The organism is Streptosporangium canum (assembly GCF_900113865.1).
Classification (GTDB): domain Bacteria; phylum Actinomycetota; class Actinomycetes; order Streptosporangiales; family Streptosporangiaceae; genus Streptosporangium; species Streptosporangium canum.
The window spans coordinates 54,514-73,561 of sequence record NZ_FOQY01000028.1 but is presented as its reverse complement, the minus strand read 5'-3'; the positions used below and the strand labels follow the sequence as shown (position 1 = coordinate 73,561).

At 71.2% G+C, this 19,048-nt stretch carries 19 protein-coding genes; 11 read left to right on the top strand and 8 right to left on the bottom strand.

The window, feature by feature from the left end; all coding sequences use genetic code 11:
• Positions 1-55: 55 nt before the first annotated feature.
• Both BM085_RS31415 and BM085_RS31410 read left to right on the top strand, forming a co-directional pair.
• The gene (locus BM085_RS31415; RefSeq protein WP_093890461.1) at positions 56-1,636 is read left to right on the top strand and encodes a hypothetical protein; all 1,581 of its coding nucleotides are present in this window, start codon (positions 56-58) and stop codon (positions 1,634-1,636) included.
• Positions 1,637-1,656: 20 nt separating this feature from the next.
• Entirely contained in the window at positions 1,657-3,543 is a 1,887-nt protein-coding gene (locus BM085_RS31410) for a hypothetical protein (protein WP_218158877.1), read from the top strand.
• Here the strand turns inward: BM085_RS31410 and BM085_RS31405 are convergent.
• Positions 3,513-4,199, bottom strand: a complete 687-nt coding sequence (locus BM085_RS31405) for a TetR/AcrR family transcriptional regulator (protein ID WP_093890459.1) — start codon at positions 4,197-4,199, stop codon at positions 3,513-3,515. The genes BM085_RS31410 and BM085_RS31405 overlap by 31 nt on opposite strands.
• Positions 4,200-4,265: 66 nt before the next feature.
• Here BM085_RS31405 and BM085_RS31400 point away from each other — a divergent pair, with 66 nt between their 5' ends.
• From BM085_RS31400 to BM085_RS31360, 9 genes are all read left to right on the top strand, one after another.
• Positions 4,266-5,123, top strand: coding sequence for a poly(ethylene terephthalate) hydrolase family protein (locus BM085_RS31400; RefSeq protein ID WP_093890458.1), 858 nt, complete (start codon positions 4,266-4,268; stop codon positions 5,121-5,123).
• A gap of 10 nt (positions 5,124-5,133) precedes the next feature.
• A complete protein-coding gene (locus BM085_RS31395; RefSeq protein ID WP_093890457.1) occupies positions 5,134-6,387 on the top strand; it encodes an extracellular solute-binding protein in 1,254 nt (417 codons plus the stop codon).
• Between the two features lie 38 nt (positions 6,388-6,425).
• Positions 6,426-7,307 (top strand): carbohydrate ABC transporter permease, encoded by an 882-nt coding sequence (locus BM085_RS31390; protein ID WP_143121144.1) that lies wholly within the window; start codon positions 6,426-6,428, stop codon positions 7,305-7,307.
• The gene (locus BM085_RS31385; RefSeq protein WP_093890455.1) at positions 7,304-8,113 is read left to right on the top strand and encodes a carbohydrate ABC transporter permease; all 810 of its coding nucleotides are present in this window, start codon (positions 7,304-7,306) and stop codon (positions 8,111-8,113) included. Before BM085_RS31390 ends, BM085_RS31385 begins: the two co-directional genes overlap by 4 nt.
• Positions 8,110-9,420: a M28 family metallopeptidase gene (locus BM085_RS31380; RefSeq protein ID WP_093890454.1), complete on the top strand. Its 1,311-nt coding sequence runs from the start codon at positions 8,110-8,112 to the stop codon at positions 9,418-9,420. The genes BM085_RS31385 and BM085_RS31380 overlap by 4 nt, the downstream gene beginning before the upstream one ends.
• Positions 9,417-10,775, top strand: coding sequence for a carboxylesterase/lipase family protein (locus tag BM085_RS31375; RefSeq protein ID WP_177245366.1), 1,359 nt, complete (start codon positions 9,417-9,419; stop codon positions 10,773-10,775). Before BM085_RS31380 ends, BM085_RS31375 begins: the two co-directional genes overlap by 4 nt.
• A 1-nt stretch (position 10,776) precedes the next feature.
• The gene (locus BM085_RS31370; protein ID WP_093890452.1) at positions 10,777-12,366 is read left to right on the top strand and encodes an AMP-binding protein; all 1,590 of its coding nucleotides are present in this window, start codon (positions 10,777-10,779) and stop codon (positions 12,364-12,366) included.
• Between the two features lie 253 nt (positions 12,367-12,619).
• Positions 12,620-13,183, top strand: a complete 564-nt coding sequence (locus BM085_RS31365; protein WP_093890451.1) for a cysteine hydrolase family protein — start codon at positions 12,620-12,622, stop codon at positions 13,181-13,183.
• 108 nt (positions 13,184-13,291) lie between these two features.
• Complete coding sequence (locus tag BM085_RS31360) at positions 13,292-13,486, top strand: hypothetical protein (RefSeq protein ID WP_093890450.1); 195 nt, start codon at positions 13,292-13,294, stop codon at positions 13,484-13,486.
• A gap of 61 nt (positions 13,487-13,547) precedes the next feature.
• Here BM085_RS31360 and BM085_RS31355 read toward each other — a convergent pair whose 3' ends face one another.
• The 7 genes from BM085_RS31355 to BM085_RS31330 all read right to left on the bottom strand — a co-directional run bounded on the left by BM085_RS31355 (position 13,548) and on the right by BM085_RS31330 (position 18,923).
• Positions 13,548-13,934: a DUF190 domain-containing protein gene (locus BM085_RS31355; RefSeq protein WP_093890449.1), complete on the bottom strand. Its 387-nt coding sequence runs from the start codon at positions 13,932-13,934 to the stop codon at positions 13,548-13,550.
• Between the two features lie 400 nt (positions 13,935-14,334).
• Positions 14,335-15,174 (bottom strand): alpha/beta hydrolase, encoded by an 840-nt coding sequence (locus BM085_RS31350; protein ID WP_245789806.1) that lies wholly within the window; start codon positions 15,172-15,174, stop codon positions 14,335-14,337.
• 12 nt (positions 15,175-15,186) lie between these two features.
• Entirely contained in the window at positions 15,187-16,605 is a 1,419-nt protein-coding gene (locus BM085_RS31345) for a S41 family peptidase (protein ID WP_093890497.1), read from the bottom strand.
• A complete protein-coding gene (locus BM085_RS31340) occupies positions 16,602-17,648 on the bottom strand; it encodes an ABC-2 transporter permease (RefSeq protein ID WP_093890448.1) in 1,047 nt (348 codons plus the stop codon). Before BM085_RS31340 ends, BM085_RS31345 begins: the two co-directional genes overlap by 4 nt.
• Positions 17,645-18,145 carry an AAA family ATPase gene (locus BM085_RS47230; protein ID WP_425443285.1) on the bottom strand — a complete coding sequence of 167 codons (501 nt, stop codon included), beginning with the start codon at positions 18,143-18,145 and terminating at the stop codon, positions 17,645-17,647. Before BM085_RS47230 ends, BM085_RS31340 begins: the two co-directional genes overlap by 4 nt.
• Positions 18,079-18,534, bottom strand: a complete 456-nt coding sequence (locus BM085_RS47225; protein WP_342742909.1) for an ATP-binding cassette domain-containing protein — start codon at positions 18,532-18,534, stop codon at positions 18,079-18,081. Before BM085_RS47225 ends, BM085_RS47230 begins: the two co-directional genes overlap by 67 nt.
• On the bottom strand, positions 18,531-18,923 hold the full coding sequence (locus BM085_RS31330; RefSeq protein ID WP_245789805.1) for a GntR family transcriptional regulator: 393 nt from the start codon (positions 18,921-18,923) through the stop codon (positions 18,531-18,533). The genes BM085_RS47225 and BM085_RS31330 overlap by 4 nt, the downstream gene beginning before the upstream one ends.
• Positions 18,924-19,048 lie beyond the last annotated feature (125 nt).

The window sequence follows — 19,048 nt, the reverse complement described above, 5'->3', positions numbered from 1 at the left end:
TCGGGGGACTGTCGCGGACCACACATTAAAACGATTCGATGGAAGGACCCCCCACGTGAGACGACTCGCTCTCCTCGCCCTTCTCCTCCCGCTGGTCGCGCCCGCGCAACCGGCCCTCGCCCAGGCGGCCGCCCTGGCCTGCCCGGTCAGGGTCGACCCCGCCGCGTTCGCCTCCGAGGCCCGCCTGAGCACCCTGGCCGAGCAGCAGGAGGCGTTCGGCCCCAGGCCGACCGGCTCCACCGCGCACGCCGACTACGTCGACTGGCTGGAGGAGGAGATGGCGGCCATCCCCGGCCTCCAGTTCTCCTCCCTGCCCTACGCCATCGACCGCTGGGACAGCCTCGGCACCGGCCTGACCGTCGGCGGTACGGCCGTGCAGGTCGCGGCCCCCGTGCCGTTCTCCTCCTCCACCGGCGCGGGCGGCGTCTCGGCGCCGCTCGTCCACCTGGCCGCGGGGACGACCATCACCGCGGCCAACGCCGCCGGGAAGATCGTCGTCAGGGACCTGCCCTGGACCAGCGTGCCCAACCTGCTGTTCTATCCGCTCGGCCTCGGCTACTCCATGTACGACCCGGCCCTCACGATCAACATGCTCGGCTCGGAGTCGATGGAGGCCCCGGCCGCGGCCGACGCCGACCTCAAGGCGGCCGCCGCCGCGGGCGCGGTGGGCGTGATCGAGATCAGCCAGCTCCCGCACGCCCAGATCCAGGGCATGTACGCGCCCTACGAGGGCCTGCCGTACGGCGTGCCGGGCGCGTACGTCGGCGCCGACCAGGGCAAGCAGATCAAGGACGCGCTGGCCGCCGGGCAGCCGGTCCAGGCCGCGCTGACCGTGAACGCCGCCTGGACGCCGACGACGACCCGCACCCTGCTCGCGACGCTTCCCGGCGGGAGCGCCCAGAAGATCGTCGTGGAGAGCCACACCGACGGCATGAGCCCGGTGTGGGACAACGGCCCGCTCACCATGATCGAGATGGCCCGCTACCTGTCGTCGCTACCGGTGGAGTGCCGTCCGCGCACCGTGCAGTTCGCGTTCGTGACCGGCCACCTCTACCAGCACCTGACCGGCCCCGGTGTCCGCGAGGGCGGCGCGGGTCAGCTCGCCGCCCAGCTCGACGCCGAGTACGACCAGGGCGGGGTCTCCTCCGTCGTCGTGCTCGAGCACCTCGGCGCCAAGCGCTACGACGCGGTCGCCAGGCCGAACAGCCTGCCGGGCAAGCAGCTCGTCGCCAACCCCACCCTCACCGAACTGCTGATGGTCCCCGTCAGCGAGAGCACGCCGCTGCGCGAACTGGTCAAGGGCCACATTCAGTACTGGGACGTGAGGCGCACCGCGATCCTCAAGGGCCTGTCGGCGGCCGACCTCGCCACGGTGCCGCGCCACTGCGGCTTCGGCGGCGAGGGCACGCCCTACAACCGGCACCTGCTGCCCGTCATCTCGCCCATCGCCGCACCCAAGACGCTGTTCTCGCCGCAGTTCGGCGCCGAGGCGATCGACCTGCCGGCGATGCGCAAGGCGTCGCTCGCCTTCACCGACGTCGTGCTCGACCTCGGCCCGATGGCCCAGTCGGCCGTCGCGGGCGACGTGACCACCATGCGCCAGCAGCGCGCCTCCGGCACGCCGGGGTGTGCGTGAGCATGGACAGGAGGACGCTCGTGCGTCGGCACACCATCGCCGACGCCGGGTGTCCGCTCACCGTCGGCAACGGGGAGTTCGCCTTCACCGCCGACGCCACCGGGCTGCAGACCTTCGCACCGCTGGGCACGCAGGCGCAGTGGGGCTGGCACACGATGCCCAACCCCGAGGGCCATGTGCTGGAAGACGCGCTCACCGACTACGACGGCGCCGGCTATCCGGACCTGTATCCGGCCACCGAGGCGGGCGGCTGGCTGCACGTGAACCCGCACCGCCTGCATCTGGGCCGGATCGGCCTCGACGTCGACGAGGCCGCCCCCCTCGGCCGGTCGGCGCAGACCCTCGACCTGTGGACCGGCGCGCTGTCCAGCTCCTTCGAGCTGGGCGGCCTGCCGTACGAGGTGGAGACGGTCTGTCACCCCGAGCGGGACCTGCTGGCCATCCGCGTCGTGGGCGGCACGGGGATCAGGATCGCCTTCCCCTACGCCAGCGACGGCTGGCACACCACCGCCGACTGGGACGGACCCGACAGGCACACCACCACGCACGCGCTCACGCGCACGCCGTACGGCTCGCGCTGTGACTTCACCCGCGTCCTGGACGCGGACCGCTACCACGTGGCCGCCGAGTGGGCGGGGTCGGCGCGGCTCACGTCGCCCGGCGGTCACGTGTACCTGATCCAGGGCGAGGAGCTGGAGCTCGTCGTCGAGTTCGCGCGCCACCCCGTCGGCGCCGCCCTCCCGTCCTTCTCGCAGGTCCGTACGGCTGCCGCCGCCCACTGGGAGAGGTTCTGGACGAGCGGGGGAGCGGTGAGCTTCGAGGGCAGCACCGACCCGCGAGCGCCCGAGCTCGAACGCCGGGTCGTGCTCTCGCAGTACCTCACCGCGGTCAACTGCGCGGGCTCCACCCCGCCGCAGGAGACCGGATTGGCCGTCAACTCCTGGAGCGGCAAGTTCCACCTGGAGATGCACTGGTGGCATGCCGCCCACTTCGCCCTGTGGGGCAGGCCCGAGCTGCTGGAGCGGAGCCTGCCGTGGTACCGCTCGATCCTGCCGCGGGCCAGGGCCACGGCCGGCCGGCAGGGTTTCCGCGGTGCCCGCTGGCCCAAGCAGGTGGGGCCGGAGGGCAGGGAGAGCCCGAGCGAGATCGGCGCATTCATCGTCTGGCAGCAGCCGCACCTGATCTACTTCGCCGAGCTGCTCCGCCGGGTCCGCCCGGGGGCGCTGGAGGACTACCGGGACCTGGTGTTCGAGACGGCCGAGTTCATGGCCTCCTTCGCGGGCGGCGGGCATCTGGGGCCGCCGCTGGTCCCGGCTCAGGAGTCCTACTACGAGTCCAGGCGGTCGGTGCGCGATCCCACGTTCGAGCTGGCCTACTGGTGGTGGGGGCTGGAGACGGCCCAGCGGTGGCGGGGCCTGCTCGGTCTCGACCCCGACCCGGAGTGGGCGCGGGTCCTGCACGGCCTGGCCCGGCCGCTGGTGCGCGACGGCGTCTACGCGGCCATCGGCGTGGAGCCGTACACGATCAGGACCGACCATCCCTCGATGACCGGCGCGCTCGGGTTCGTGCCGCCCACCCCGCTGATCGACCCCGAGACCATGCGGGCCACCCTGCACGACGTGCTCGCCGGCTGGGACCTGGAGAGCACCTGGGGCTGGGACTATCCGATGCTCGCCATGTGCGCGGCCCGGCTCGGCGAGCCTGACACCGCCGTGGACGCGCTGCTGATGGATGTCCCGAAGAACACCTACCTGGCCAACGGCCACAACCACCAGTGGCCCGGCCTGCTGCCCCTCTACCTGCCGGGCAACGGCGGCCTGCTGGCCGCCGTCGCCCACATGGCGGCCGAGGGGTGCTTCCCCGAAGGCTGGCTGGTTCAGGCGGAAGGGGTGGTCGCGATGCCGTGATCGGGGCCGGCGAGCAGGGCGACCGTGTAGTGGTAGAGGTCGCCGGCCGACGACGTCAGGGTGGCGACGCGGCCCTCACGCACCTCCGAGGCGATGAACTCGGTGGTCCCGTAGACGATCAGGCGGGGCACCGCGGCACGCAGCGGCGGCAGCGAGGGATCCTCCAGCCTGGCCCGCGCGGCCAGCGCCCCGAACATGTCGAGGAAGGGCCGGTAGGCGGCGTCACGCTGCTCGACGGCCCGCTCGCCCGCCCTCGGCAACTCCACGAAGTACGCCTGCGCGTACTCCGGGCGCTCCTGCCACCACCGCAGGTAGGCGGTCATCCCCAGCCGGAGCGCCTCGTTCCAGCGGTCGCCCGCCCCCGACGCGGCCGTGCGGATCGAGTCGATCAACTCGGGCAGGTCGCGCTCGCATCCGGCGAGGAAGCACGCCTCCTTGTCGGCGAACTGGGCGTAGAAGGCGTTGCGCGAGACCCGCGCGGCGGCGATCACGTCCGGCACGCTCGTGGCGGCGTATCCGCGTCTGGCGACGAGCTTCAGCATGGCCTCCACGAGGCGCTCTCGCTGGGAGTTGCGCACCGTGTCGGGGGAGAGTCCGTGCCGCCCCCTGGGGAGCGGCCGGGCCGCCGGAATTTCCTTCTGTTCATGTCTTGACATCGCTCTCCGATCGTACTTCCCTCTCTTAGGAGACGTTCACGTCTCCAAATAACCTACGAGGTGACCATGGAGAACTTCACCCGCCGGCAGGCGTTGCGGGCAGGGGCGCTCGGCCTCATGTCGGCCGGATTCCTGTCCTTGACCACCGAGGCCAACGCCGCCTCCACCATCGAGACGATCTACAAGGCGGCGGGTCCGTGGCCGGTCGCCACCGGCACCTCGGGCGGCCACCGGCTCTACTACCCGCAGACCCTGGGCTCGGGCGGCGTCACCCACCCGATCGTCACCTGGGGCAACGGCTCGTGGGCCACCCCCGACAACTATCCGGGACTGCTCAACCACCTCGCCTCGTGGGGCTTCGCGGTGGTCGCCTCCACCGACACGACCACGGGCACCGGCGCCGAGATCCTCGCCGCCGCCCAGCACCTCATCAGCCTCGACACCGACCCCGCCAGCGTCTTCCACGGCAAGCTGAACACCGCCCAGGTCGCCGCCGTCGGCCACTCCCAGGGTGCGGGCGGATCCATCAACGCGGCCAACGACTCCGCCGGGCTGATCAAGACCGTCGTGCCGATCGCCGTGCCCGCGCAGTGGATGGCCGGCCCGGGAGACGAGTTCTCCGTCGCCGACCTGACCTGCCCGGTGCTCTTCCTCAGCGGCGCGAACGACTGGCTGATCTCCTCGGCCGCGACCGTGCAGGGCTACTACGACCAGGCCACCGCCGGAGCGGGCCGGGCGCTGCTCAAGGGCGCGGGGCACAACGACATCCAGAACACCGGCGGGGCCTTCCTCGGCTACGTGACCGCCTGGCTGAGGTACCGCCTCCAGGTCGACTCCCAGGCCCGCGGGGCGTTCGCCGGCAGCGCCGCCGAGCTCCCCACCAACACCGCCTGGCAGAACCGGGCCCTCAAGAACCTCACCTAGGAGAACCACCATGGCGGATCTGACGCGGCGTGGGCTACTGGCCGCCGGCGCGCTCACCCTGCTCGCCGGATGCGGCAAGGACCAGCCCCGGCAGCAGGCCGCGGACGGCGGGCCGCACGGCGAGGTCACCGTCTGGCTGCACGGCTCGCAGGACACCGGCCGGCAGTTCCAGGAGCTCGTGCACCGCTACATCGCCGAGTTCAAGGTCGACGTGAAGCTGCTCTACCTGCCCGTGGGCCAGCTCGACGCCAAACTGCTGACCGCCTTCAGCGGCGGCGCCCCGCCCGACGTCTTCAAGATCGGCCACTGGAGCTTCCCCGCGCACGCCAAGAAGCAGCGGCTCGCGCCCGTCGACACCAAGGCGCTGCCGCTGCAGAACTACGAGCCGGGCACGACCACCCCGCTCACCTACCAGGACGTGCCCTACGGCGTGCCCGTCGACTTCAACCCCTGCATGCTCTACTACCGCAAGGACCGGTTCGAGGAGGCCGGACTCGACCCCGACAAGCCCCCGGCGACCTGGGAGGAGATCGCCGACCACAGCGCCAGGCTGACCTCGAAGGACCGCAGGCGGGTCGGCCTGCAGTGGCTCTACGGCGACCCGCAGTGGGCCCTCATGACGCTGACCGCCCTCGTCCGGGGCAAGGGCGGCGAGCTCGTCGCGGCCGGCGGCGCGAAGGCGTCGCTGGCCACCGAGCAGGGCATCGACGCCCTGACATACATGTCGGGGATCGGCAACCCCAAGCTCTCCAACCCGCTGGGCGCGCTCGGCCTGTTCTACTCCGGCGAGGCCGCCATGGTCGTCAGCGGCGCCTTCCTCGGCCCCGCGCTGGAGAAGCTGGGCAAGGACAAGCTCACCTTCGGCAAGCAGTACGGCGTCGCGCCCATGCCCACCTGGGCCGGCGGGCCGCCCGTCGTTCCCGCCTACACCTGGGGCTGGGGCGTGGCCAAGGACTCGCCCAACCAGTTCACCGCCTGGCACCTCGTCAACTACCTGCAGGGCGCCCCGTCGGTGACCGCCAACCTCGACAACGGCATCATCATCCCGACCAAGGGCTGGCGCGACGCCGGGCCGCGCGGCAAGTCCGAGATCATGAAGATCGTCGCCGACAGCCTCCCGCATGTCGACTTCGGCCCGATCATCCCCGGCACCCTCGAACTGGCGAAGGCCGCGGCCGGCGCCGTCGACTCCGTCGCCCACGGCAAGTCGACCCCCGCCCAGGCCGCGGCGACCTTCGACTCCACCGTGCGGCTGGCCCTGTGAGCGTGCTCGACAGGGTCAGAGCCCGGCCCCATGGCCCTGTGAGCGTGCTCGGCAGGGGCAGGGCCCGGCCCCAGGCCGCGGCGGGCGTGGCGCTGACCCTCCCGGTGGCCGTCTTCTTCGTCGTGTTCTGGCTCGTCCCGTTCCTGGCCGCCATCTATCTCAGCTTCACCGACTACGAGATGGCGGGGACGCCCAACTGGATCGGCCTGGCCAACTACGAGCGCATGTTCGCCGACCCCGGCTTCCTCAACTCGGCGTGGATCACCGTCGTCTACACGGTCTGCACGGTCGTCCCGACGATCGTGCTGGCCCTGCTGGTGGCCGTGCCGCTGAGCAAGCCGGGACGGCTCAACCGCGGGCTCAGAGCGCTCGTCATGATTCCGGCCGTGATGCCGCTCGCCGCCACGTCCATGGTCTGGGTGATCATCTACTCCGACCGGGGCCTGGCCAACACCCTCCTCGGCCTGGTCGGGATCGGTCCGCAGTCCTGGCTGACCAGCTCCGACCTGGCCATCTGGGCCCTGGTCGTGATGGTCGTCTGGAAGAGCATGGGGCTGTTCGTGATCATCCTGACCGCCGGGCTGCAGGCGCTGCCCGGCGAGGTGTACGAGGCCGCCGCCATCGACGGCTCAGGGGCGGTGACCACGTTCACCCGGATCACGCTCCCGCTGCTGCGCAGGACCCTGCTGTTCGTCCTGGTCATCTCGGTGGCCGGATCGATGCAGGCGTTCGTGCCCGCCTTCCTGCTCACCGGCGGCGGGCCCGCCGACGCCACCCAGGTGCTGCCGTACTACATCTGGGCCAACGCCTTCCCCTACGAGCACATGGGCTACGCCGCCGCGATGGGCATGGTGCTGCTCGTCGCCATGGTGATCGTCTCGGCGCTGCAGTTCGGGTTCCTGAAGGGAGGCGACGAATGAGAGCGGGAACCGTCCTGCGCACCGTCTGGCTGATCGTCGCGGTCGGGTTCATGCTGCTGCCGGTCTACGCCATGCTCGTCGTCGCCTCGGCGCCCGACGACACCGACCTGCGCGGGCTGGTCTTCAACGGCTTCCACCTGCCCGACAACATCAGGCTGCTGTTCGGCGAGGGCAACCTGCCCACCTACCTGCGCAACAGCCTCATCCTGTGCGTCGGCACCGGCGTCCTGGACGTGATCTTCTCGGCCGCCGCCGGATACGCGATGGCCCAGCTGTCCTTCCCCGGCCGCCGCGTCCTGTTCGCGCTGGTGGTCGGCACGCTCGCGCTCACCCCGATGGTCCTGGTCATCCCCGTCTTCCTCATCGTGAAGGAGCTCGGCTGGGTCAACACCTTCCAGGGCATGATGGTGCCCGGCATGATCAGCGCGTTCGGCGTCTTCCTGGTGCGGCAGTTCGCCCTCGGCATCCCGAAGGAGCTGCTGCTGGCCGCGCGGGTCGACGGCGCGGGGGAGTTCCGCATCTTCGCGCGCGTCGCCGTGCCGCTGCTCAAGCCCGCGCTCATCACCCTGTTCCTCGTGCATTTCCTGGCGCAGTGGGACAACCTGCTCTGGCCGCTGATCGTGGCCAACGAGCAGGAGCTGTGGCCGTTGCCGGTGGGGCTGGCCAACTTCCAGAGCGAGGTCGGCTTCACCTATCACCTGACCACCACCGCGGCACTGGTCACCGCCGTGCCGCCGTTCATCCTGATGGTGGCGCTGCAGCGCTACTACGTGGCGGGACTCACCTTCGGAGGGCTGAAACGATGATCCCGGACACCGCGAGGATGATGGAGTGGATCGAGACGGTCACCTCGCGGGGCATCAGGCGTCCCGGCTACCCGGCCGACGACTGGACCGCCGCGTGGGCCGCCGAGCGCTTCACCGAGTTCGGGCTGCACGACGTACGGCTGGCGCCGGTCGAGCTGCCCGTCTGGCGGCCGGTGACGGCGGCCCTGGTGGTGGGCCTGGACGCCGACCCGTCGAGAGTCGTGCGGGTGGCGGCGTCCGCCCTGCCGTACACCACGCCGAAGGCGACCGTGCGCGCGCCGGTCAGCCGCGAGGTCGTGCCGGGCGCGATCGTCGTGCCCGAGTACACCTTCACCGAGCTGCCGCAGTCCTACCTCAGGGAGCTGGCGACGGCCGTGCACGACCCCGAGGGCGTCTTCGACGAGCTGGTCCAGACGCTGCCGTTCCAGCTCGACTACCTCGACGTCATCCAGGGCGTCATGGACGGCGGCGCCGCCGCCTTCGCGGGGGCGCTGACCGGGGTGCCGTGGGAGACCCGCGACTACTACGTGCCCTACGACGCCGTGCACCGCGACCTTCCGGCCGTCTGGCTGTCGGGCGGCGACGCGCGTCGGGTGCTCGACCTGGTCGACGAGGGCCCCTGCACGGGCACGCTCACCGTCGAGTCGGAGACGGGCCCGGCCCTCTCGCACAACGTGATCGGCACGCTCCCCGGCCGCTCCGGCCAGTGGGTGATCATCGGCTCGCACCACGACGCGCCCTGGGCCTCGGCCGTCGAGGACGCCTCGGGGATCGCGCTGGTGCTGGCCGCCGCCCAGTACTGGGCGGGCGTGCCCGAGCGGGACCGGCCGCACAACCTTCTCTTCCTGCTGACCGCGGGTCACATGGCGCACGCCGCGGGCACCCGGGCCTTCATCGAGGAGAACCGCGGCCTGCTGGGCGACGTCGTGCTCCAGCTCCACCTGGAGCACGCCGCCCGGCGGTGCGTGGTCGTGGACGGCGAGCTGGTGCCCACCGGCGACCCCGAACCCGGCTGGTGGTTCACCACCAGGAAGCCGGAGCTGGAGAGCCTGGTGGCGGCGGCCCTCGTCGCGGAGGACCTGAGGCGCTCCTTCGTGCTGCCGCCGGACGTGTTCTCCCCGATGCCGCCCACCGACGGGGCCTTCTTCCACCCCGAGGGGGTGCCGCTCGTGCACTTCCTGTCGGCGCCCATGTACCTGTTCGACTCGGCCGACACCCTCGACAAGGTGCACGAGGCCGGCCTTGAGCCGCTCACCCGGGCGGCGATCAGAATCGTCGAAGGGACGGCCGGATGGCGTCGCGCATGATCGTGCCAACCACTGCCGGGCTGGTCGAGGGCAGGGCCGAGGAGGGGGTGCTCGCCTTCCTCGGCGTGCCGTACGCCGCCCCGCCCTTCGGCGAGCACCGCTTCGGCGCGCCCGTCTCGCCACCCGCGTGGGAGGGTGTACGGTCCGCCGTCACGCGGGGCCCCGCCGCCCCGCAGGCGGCCGGTGAGGACATCGGCCTGTACGCGCCCGACGTCTTCGAGGTCGGCGAGGACTGCCTCAACCTCGACGTGCGCACCCCTGAGACCGGCCGGGCCGGGCTGCCCGTTTTGGTGTGGATCCACGGCGGCGCGTTCGCCATCGGCGGCAACGGGGCGGCCTGGCACCAGGGCACCCGCTTCGCCCGTGACGGCGTGGTCTGCGTGGCCGTCAACTACCGGCTCGGCTTCGAGGGCTTCCTGGCCCTGGAGGACGCCCCGCTCAACCGGGGCGTCCTCGACTGGCTGGCCGCGCTGCAATGGGTACGCGACAACATCGCGGCCTTCGGCGGCGACCCCGGCAACGTGACGATCGCCGGGCAGTCGGCGGGCGGCGCCGCCGTCGCCACCCTGCTGACGATGCCCCGCGCCGAAGGGCTGTTCCGGCGCGCGATCGTGATGAGCGGCTCGGCCAACCTGGTCGCCACCGAGCAGGAGGCGCGCGACTACGCCAAGACGCTCGCCACCCGGCTGGGGATCGACCCGACCAGGTCCTCCTTCGCCGGGCTGCCCCCCGAGGCGCTCGTCGCCGAACAGCCGCCGCCGCTGACCGGCGACGCCGGCGGGCTGAACGAGTCGGTGCCGGTCAAGCCGGTCGTCGACGGTGACCTGATCCCGGCCGTCCCGCTGGCCGCCCTGCGCGCAGGCGCGAGCGGGCACCTGCCGCTGCTGGTCGGCTGCACCTCCCAGGAGGCCGACGTGTTCGTCCGCCGCCTGGCCGCCGGCCTCGACGAGGTCGCCGCGCAGGCCGCGCTCGACCACCTCGGCGTCCAGGTCGACGGACCCGGCCTCACACCCGCCGAGCGCGTCGGACGCGCCGTCACCCAGCACCTGTTCACCCGCGAGACGCGCTGGATCCGCGAGGCCAGGCCCGCCTACGCCTACGAGTTCCGGTGGGAGTCGCCCGTCGAGAGCCCGGTCGGCGGCGGACGCGTGGGCGCGGTGCACAACCTCGACCTGCCCTTCGTCTTCGACGTGCTCGACGCGCCCGGCGTCGAACGCACCGCGGGGCCGGACGCGCCGCAGGCCGTGGCCGACGCGATGCACGCCGCCTGGGTGCGTTTCGCCCGCACCGGCGATCCCGGCTGGCCACTGGGGCACACCATGGTCTTCAATGAACCCACCGACCGGAGGTTGTGACATGCAGTCCTACTCGAGCGCGGTGGCGGCGACCCCGCTGCTGGGCGAGACCATCGGCGACAACTTCGAGCGGACCGTGCGGCGCTTCGGCGACCGCGAGGCACTCGTCGACGTGCCCTCCGGTCGTCGCTGGACCTACGCCGAGCTCGACGCCGAGGTGAACCGGCTGGCCCTCGCGCTCCTCGCCTCCGGCATCGCCAAGGGCGACCGGATCGGCATCTGGGCGCCCAACTGCGCCGAATGGATGATCGTCCAGTACGCCACCGCGAAGATCGGCGCGATCCTGGTCAACGTCAACCCCGCCTACCGCGGCCACGAGCTCGACTACGTCGTCAGGCAGTCGGGCCTGCGCCTGCTCATCAGCGCGCTCACGCACAAGGGCAGCGACTACCGCGCGATGGTCGAGGAGATCGGGTTCGCCGACGTCGTCTACCTCGGCGAACCCGGCTGGCACCGGCTGCTGGCGCTGACCGCCCCCGAGGAGCGGCTGCGCGAGCGCATGGCGTCGCTGAGCGCCGACGACGCGATCAACATCCAGTACACCTCCGGCACGACCGGCTTCCCCAAGGGCGCCACGCTCTCGCACCACAACATCCTCAACAACGGGTTCTTCGTCGGCGAGCTCATCCACTACGACGAGCACGACAGGGTGTGCCTGCCGGTGCCCTTCTACCACTGCTTCGGCATGGTGATGGGCAACCTCGGCGCCACCTCCCACGGCGCGTGCGTGGTCATCCCCGCGCCCGGCTTCGACCCCGAGGCGACGCTGCGGGCCGTACAGCAGGAACGATGCACCTCCCTGTACGGCGTGCCGACCATGTTCATCGCCGAGCTCACCCTCGCGGGGCAGTACGACCTGTCCAGCCTGCGCACCGGCATCATGGCGGGCTCGCCCTGCCCGGTCGAGGTGATGAAACGCGTCGTCACCGAGATGAACATGGCCGAGGTCGCCATCTGCTACGGCATGACCGAGACCTCGCCCGTCTCCACCATGACCAGGTCCGACGACGGTCTGGAGCGCCGCACCGAGACCGTCGGACAGGTGATGCCGCACGTCGAAGTCAAGATCACGCACCCGGAGACCGGGCTGACCGTGCCGCGCGGCGAGCCCGGCGAGCTGTGCACGCGCGGCTACTCGGTGATGCTCGGCTACTGGAACGAGCCGGAGCGCACGGCCGAGGCCATCGACGCCGCCGGCTGGATGCACACCGGAGACCTGGCCACCATGGACGCCGACGGCTACGTCAACGTGGTCGGCCGGATCAAGGACATGGTCATCAGGGGCGGCGAGAACGTCTACCCGCGCGAGGTCGAGGAGTTCCTCTACCGCCACCCCGACATCGCCGACGTGCAGGTGATCGGCGTGCCCGACGAGAAGTACGGCGAGGAGCTCATGGCCTGGGTCGTCATCCGCCAGGGCGGCACACCCCTGACCGTCGAGGCCGTCAGGGAGTTCTGCGCGGGCAAGCTCGCCCACTACAAGATCCCGCGCTACGTCCATGTCGTCGACGGGTTCCCGATGACGGTCACCGGCAAGATCCGCAAGGTCGAGATGCGCGAGGAGGGCGTGCGCCTGCTCGGGCTCGGCTAGGAGCACTTCGTTGGGTGGGGACAGGCCGGGGTGACGTGCGACGGCAGGTCGTGTGACGAGGTCTGGCGACGGCCCCTCGGGGCGGCGCGCAACAGCGGTTTCCGTCCCGGCCGAATCGGCCGGCCGGCGGAGCCGGTCCGATCGCCAACCGTACCCGGACCTGTCCCACTATCGTCGTACCGGATCGACGACAACAACGCCAAGGACACGACCGTGGAGGACGGCGGATGGCGCGCCGTCCGGACAGGAAGCCATGACCACCACCGCGCTCATCATCGGCGACTTGCAGGCCGGCATCGTCGACGGACACCCCTTCGTCGCCGACATGCTGCCCGTCATGGAGGAGACAATTCTGCCGGCGGCCAGGGCCGCCGGAATCCTCGTGATCTTCATACGTACCGGTCTGCGGACCTCAGGCCTGGATGCGGCAGCGGGAAACCCACTGGTCACCGCCCTGCGCAGGGCGGGGACGCTGTTCCACGAAGAATCCCCCGAGACGCTCGTGCACCCGCGCATCGCGCCGTTGCCGGGCGAGGTCGTCGTCCTCAAGCGCCGCGCCAGCGCGTTCGCGGGGACCGACCTCGATCTGCTCCTGCGCGCCCAGCGCATCGACTCGATCGTGCTGACCGGTGTCGCGACCGGGGCGATGGTCGCCGCCACGCTCTACGACGCCGCCGATCGCGACTACCGTCTGACCGTGCTCAGCGACGCCTGCGCCGACGGGGAGCCGGACGTGCACGACTTCCTGATCAACCGCGTCTTCCCGGCCAGGGGTGCTGACGTCCTCACGAGCCACGAGTGGACCGCCCGCCTGTGACCAGCCGGCAGGAGTATCGGCGCGTCTTCGCCGCGGGCCTGGCGGTGTTCACCGCCGCGAGCCTGGCCGGCGGTCTGGCGGATACGTCCGGCTGGCTGATCGCCGCTCGTGCGGGCCGATCGAGAAGGTGAAAGGCGCGGCGGCGTTCACGCGTCGTCGACGGCCGGTCGGCGTGTCGCCGCCCTGGACGCCGTCGAAGCCAAATACGCCGCCCGCGGCAAGAGCGTGCGCATCGTCGGGCTCAACCCGCCCAGCGCCCGCATGCACGGCACCCTGTCCGGCGAGCTGACCGGCAGCCACTGACCCCGCAGCCGCCAACCTCCGCCGGCCGGGGCGGCCCAGGCGGCTACTGCGGAAACCCCGTCTAGCGCGGGAAGGCGTTGTCGGCCATCGAAGTGTCGAGTGGGGCCTGCTGGACGGGGTGGCGAACGTAGTGGATCGCCTCGACCTGTTCGATGGTCACCAGTCCTTCGGTCATGAGCTCGTCCAGCTGGGGCAGGAAGGCGCGGATCCGCTCTTCGGAGTCGATGATGGTGACCGTGACCGGCAGTTCGTCCGACAGTGACAGGATGCGGGCGGTGTGGATGCGGCAGGAGGAGCCGTAGCCCTCGATGCCGCGCATCACGCTGGCGCCGGCCAGGCCGCTGCGGTGCGCGCGGTGCACGATCTCGTAGTACAGGGGCTTGTGGTGCCAGATGTCGTTCTCGCACACCAGGATCGTCAACCGTAGTGCCGGGCCGTGGAGTTTCATGGCCGCCTCCTACCAGCTACCTAGACGGAGCACCACTGGTAGGGACCGTTGACGAAGAGACTCCTTCGTGGTTGTCCCGCCCGCAGGAGGGAGCGGCGGGCCCCACCGCCGCAGCCCGGAAAACCGGGTTTCACCTGCGATTATATAGCGGGCGAGCCGGGTGGCGCCCGTCGTGGTGGCCGCTGTCGGCGGCGTGGCCGGGGCGAGCGGGCTGTATCTGGGCGTGCACCGGCCCAGCGACGTGGCCGCCGGCGCCGCCTTCGGTGCGGCCTGGTGGGCTGTTCTCCGGATTCACCGGCTGCTTTGGGCCGGGGCCACCAGCCGCGTTGAACCGCTCCGGGGTGTCGGCCGGTGGGGCCTCAGAGCTCCCTGCCCAAGATGTCAGCATCCCCTGATGGCGTCAGGGCTCGCAGGGCCTCAGGACTGGCCGCAGGTCGCGGGGCAGAACTCGACCTCGGGGTAGCGCGAGGACGGCTTGTCCAGGAGGGGCTGCCGCTTGGACTTCAGGTGCCGGTCGAGGAAGGCTGCCACGTAGGAGCGGGTGAGCTCGGCGGCGCGCGCCGCGGGCAGAACGCTGGAGGCGGGCGTGATACCGAGGGCGCCGGCCATCAAAGGAGACGTCGGCCGCCCGTCCCGCGACCACCCCCGTGCCGAAACCCGGGTCGGTGTCGCTGTCGCAGGCGAGGCATTCGGCGACCCGCCCGCCGGGGAAGGTCGTGGCGTAGCTCTCGTAGGTGTGGTCGATCCCGGCCACCACGTACCCGCGGCTGGCCAGGTCCTCGGCCAGGGACGTGAGAGTGATCATCGGATTGGTGAAGCCGGGGGAGATCACCACCAGCGGCAGGTTCCGGCCCGCGGGTTCGGCGTCTTTGACGGTGTTGGTGCGCGTCTTGCTGAGCGTGTCGTTCGGCACGCCCCCGATCCCCAAGCGCCTCAGGGTGAGCTCCGATTCCTTCGGCGTCATGTACGGCGCCCGCTGCCCGCCTCGCTGCTCGGTCGGATACCACAGGGTGACCTTGAGCTCCCTGGCGTCGACGTCGAGGTTCCAGGGATCGGGGCGGGAGGCGTCCTTCAGATACAGGGCGGTGGTGCCGACCAGATGGGCGCCGGTGGGGGCGGGCAGGGTGGCGGGGCCGGTCGGCGTGGCCGACGGGGCGGCGGACCGGGGCGGCGTGGGCGCGGAGCAGGCGGACGCGGCCAGGACGACCAGTCCCGTGGCGGCTGCCAGGATCTGTCTCATCGAGAGGTCCATTCACTTGTCCAGCAAGGTCAGGGCCTTGGCCAGCGCGGGGTCGCGCCCGGCGGCCGCGTCCTTCGGGGTCAGGGGCACGTGGTGGTCGGGCGGCACGCCGATCCGGTCGATCACCTCGCGCTTGGGCCCGAGGTGGTGTTTGGCGGGGAAGCTCAGGCTGGTGTTGTTGCCGAGCAGGTACGGCTGCGCCGGGCCGGAGATGACGCCGGCGGTTCTGGTGCCGACCAGCCGGCCGAGGCGCAGGTCCTTGACCGCGGAGCTGAAGTGCTCGCACGCCGAGGCGCAACTGCGGTCGGTGAGCACCATCAGCGGCAGGTTGAGCAGCTCGACGGTGTCGTCGGTCCGCGAAGTCTCGCACTTGCCGTCCACGGTGCACTGGTAGGCGGTGACCTTGCCGTGGCCGAACGCGCTTACCAGCCGGGTCGCCTCCACGGGGCTGCCGCCGCCGTTGCCGCGCAGGTCCAGCACGACGCCGGACAGGGTCCGGCCGGTGCGCAGTCTGGAGATCGCCTTGAAGACCCTGTCCGCGGAGTCGGGAGCGAACCCGCGCAGCCGTACATAGGCGATGTCGTTGTCCAGCAGCTTCGAGGTCACCACTTGCAGGGCGGTCAGATCCCGTCGGTAGAGGCCGGGCTTGAGCGTCGCGCTCCAGCGGCGGCCGGTGCTCTGCCGCAGGAGCCGTAACCGGACCGGGCGCGCCTCCGGGTACCCCGGGTAGAGGGCGGCGATCGCGGGAGTGGCCTTCCCGTCGATGAAGGGCGCCGATCCGTTGACCGATTCGACAATGTCGTCCGGGCGCAGCCCGGCCGCTTGCGCCGCGCCGCCCTGCACGGTGGTGACGAACAGCGGGGGGAGGGCGACGCCGGGGTTGCCGTCCACCTGCGGGCCGTTGACGTTCGCCTGGAGACCCAGGCCGTAGCCGTCGCCGTCGTAGTGGTCGGGCGGCTGCTTGACGTCGTGCGCCCAGCGGGCGTGGTTGTCGCCGAGGCCGGCCACGATGGCCTCGAGGGTGACGACGGCCAGCTTGTCGCGCAGGTCGGGGACCTGATCGGTGGTCGTGCGGTAGGCGGCCTCGAAGGCGGTCCAGTCGGTCTTGCGGTCGCCGGTCAGCGCCGGCATGCCCGCCTCGGGCACGTCGCGGCCGTTGCGGTTGAGCTCCTGCGTCAGGGCGACGAATCCGGCGCTCAGCAGCGAGCGGGCGTCCAGCGTGGCGCCGCTGTAGTAGTTGCCGAGGATGCAGAAGTAGGCCTGCTCGATGACGTCGATCGTGGTGGCCGTCTCCGCCCCGGGAGCTCCCTGGGGCGCTGCGCAGACCGTACCGGCTGCCGTGCTCGCCTCGCCGCGCGGTGGCGTCGGTGCCGTGCAGGCCGCCGCCGCCGCGAGGGCGAGCCCGGCGGCCGCGATCCTGATGATGGTCATGACAGGCGCCTGCGGATGCACCAGAAGCAGAACCACGACAGGCCGAGGGTGAGCAGGGCGTAGATCCCGGTCTCGATCCACTGGAAGGGCCAGAAGCGCTCAAGAGGCTGGTAGGTCGCCTGCTGCCGGTAGCCGAGCCGGTTGATCTCGACCATGCAGCCGTCCCCGGCGCCCGCCGACGGTGCGCAGGGGCCCGACGTGGTGGAGACCCGGACGGCGGCGAAGCCGCCATCGGTGCCGAGCGCACGTCCGGACGGATCGACCAGGTCGGCGGACAGGACCCAGGCGCCCGCGTGGCCGGGAACGGCCGACCTCAGGCGAATCTCCACATGTCCGCCTCGTTCCCGGTTTATGCCGATGCCGTCCACGTTCGTCGTGCCGAGCTCGAAGGTCGAGGTGATCGGGGGCATCAGGTGGGGCCGGACCAGCAGCGGCATGGCGAGCTGGAACGCGGCGAAGACGGCCAGAGTGAGGGCCATGGCGGGCAGCGTGCGGCGCACCAGCATGCCCACGGTCACGCCGAGGACGAAGATGAAGGCCGCATACCCCATCGGGGCGATGCCGCGCGCGCCGAACACCAGGGGAGCCATCAGGGCCAGGTTCTCAGCGGCTGATCTGTCCAGCGGGTCGGACCACCAGGTCACCATGAGGCCGCACAGGCCGGCGACGGCCACGGCGGTCAAGCCCACGAGCCCGAGCTTGACCGCCAGCCAGCGGCCGCGGGTGATGCTCTGGTTCCACACCATCAGGTGCGTGCCCGCCTCCAGCTCGCGGGTGATCAACGGTGCTCCCCAGAAGAGCCCGGCGAGGGCGGGCAGGAGCAGCACGACGAGAGTCAGGGCCGTGAACGAGGTCTCGTGCCCGCCGAAGAAGTGGTCGTAGAAGCGGTCGCAGGTGTTGTCCTGGGTGCAGGCTGCGATCCCGGCGGAGTAGTCGGAGGCCAAGCCGGGGCCGGTCAGGGGCAGGGCGGCGGCGAGGATGACGAGCAGGGCGGCCATCATCGCGGCCGAGCCGCGGAACTGGCGCCAGGTCAGCCAGATCATCGCCGCACCTCCAGGGCGACTCGCCGGTCCGCGGTGTGCTTGTCCATGTAGGCCAGGACGAGGTCCTCCAGAGTGAGTTGGGTGACCGTCCAGGCGGGGTCGTGGATCGGGGCGTCGGTGCGGATCACGTACGTGCTCTGCCGGTCGGTGTGGCGCGCGCAGACCACGTGCTGGTCGGCGGGGAGCCGGTCGGGATCGCGGCGCGGGCCGGTGAGCCGGTGATGGGTGGCCAGCAGCCGGTCGACCTCCCCGGCCACCTGGACGCGAGAGTCGACGAGCACGATCAGGAAGTCACACACCCGTTCCAGGTCGGAGGCCAGGTGGGAGGAGAGCACCACGCTGAACTCGTGCTCGACCGTGGCCTCCATCAGCCCCCGCAGAAACTCGCGGCGGGCCAGCGGGTCGAGCGAGGCGACCGGCTCGTCCAGGATCAGCAGCTCGGGCCGCTTGGCCAGGCCAAGGGTGAGGGCGAGCTGAGCACGCTGGCCGCCCGACAGCCGGCCTGCCCGCCGGGCGGGGGCGAGACCGAGTCGCGCGATCCGGTCCCGCGCCATGGCGGCGTCCCAGCGGGGGGGTTGAGCCGCGCTCCCAGCCGCAGGTGATCGGCGACGCTCAGCCCGGCGTAGACGGGGGTGTCCTGGGCGACGAACCCCACCCTGGCCAACTGCGCCGGGCTGCCGGCGGGACGGCCGCCCAGCACGGTGATGCCGCCCGCCGTCGGCTCCAACTGGCCGCTGGCCAGCTTCAGCAGCGTCGTCTTGCCGGCTCCGTTGGGCCCCATCAACCCCACGACGTGGCCTGCCGGGATGTCGATGGTGCGCTCACGCAGCGCCCAGCGCTTGCCGTATTTCCTGCCCAGTCCCTGGGCCTGCAGGACAGTGTTCACGCTATGTCCTCCTGAGCGGTGGTCCGAAAGGTGGTCATGAAGAGGGCCTCGATGCTTTCGTCGTCGAGGCCGGCCCGGCGGGCCTTGGCCAGCCAGCGCCGCAGTTCCAGCCGCAGGGGGCCGTGCGCGGCCAGCGAGGCGTTGGTGAGCGTCGCCGTCACGAACGTCCCCACCCCCGGCCGGGCGGCGACCAGGCCCTCGTGCTCGAGCTCCCGGTAGGCCTTCAGAACGGTGTTGGCGTTGATCGCCAAGTGCGCCACGACCTCCTTGACGGTCGGCATCTGGTCGCCCTCGCGCAGCACGCCGAGCCGCAGCGCATGCCGTACTTGCTGGACCAGCTGCAGGTACGGCGAAACACCCGACCTGCCGTCCAGATGGAACTCGATCACCGGCTTCTCCATTTATCTAGCCTGCTAGTACTTTAGAGTCCCAGATGTTAAAGGATCATAAGGAGCGCTGTACAGGCCTCGCCCGGGGCGCCCGAAGCGGTCCGTCGCTCAGCCCTACACCGGGG